Below are 299 nucleotides of genomic sequence, written 5' to 3' on the forward strand. Positions count from 1 at the left end.
AGCAAGCTAGCGATAGTGAGCGAATCCCAAAAAGTGCGTCGTAGTCCGGATTGGAGTCTGCAACTCGACTCCATGAAGTCGGAATCGCTAGTAATCGTAGATCAGAATGCTACGGTGAATACGTTCCCGGGCCTTGTACACACCGCCCGTCACACCATGGGAGTGGGCTGCAAAAGAAGTGGGTAGTTTAACCTTTCGGGGAGGACGCTCACCACTTTGTGGTTCATGACTGGGGTGAAGTCGTAACAAGGTAGCCCTAGGGGAACCTGGGGCTGGATCACCTCCTTATACGAAGATAC

General features: G+C 52.5%; 1 rRNA gene. It reads left to right on the forward strand.

The annotated features are described in order from the left end of the window. Nucleotides 1-288 (forward strand): 16S ribosomal RNA (locus QQ041_RS22075); the annotation flags it as partial. Between the last annotated feature and the right edge of the window lie 11 nt (nucleotides 289-299).

Origin of the sequence: Vibrio sp. TMPB1044 (assembly GCF_030442075.1) — a bacterium.
GTDB classification, from domain to species: domain Bacteria; phylum Pseudomonadota; class Gammaproteobacteria; order Enterobacterales; family Vibrionaceae; genus Vibrio; species Vibrio satsumensis.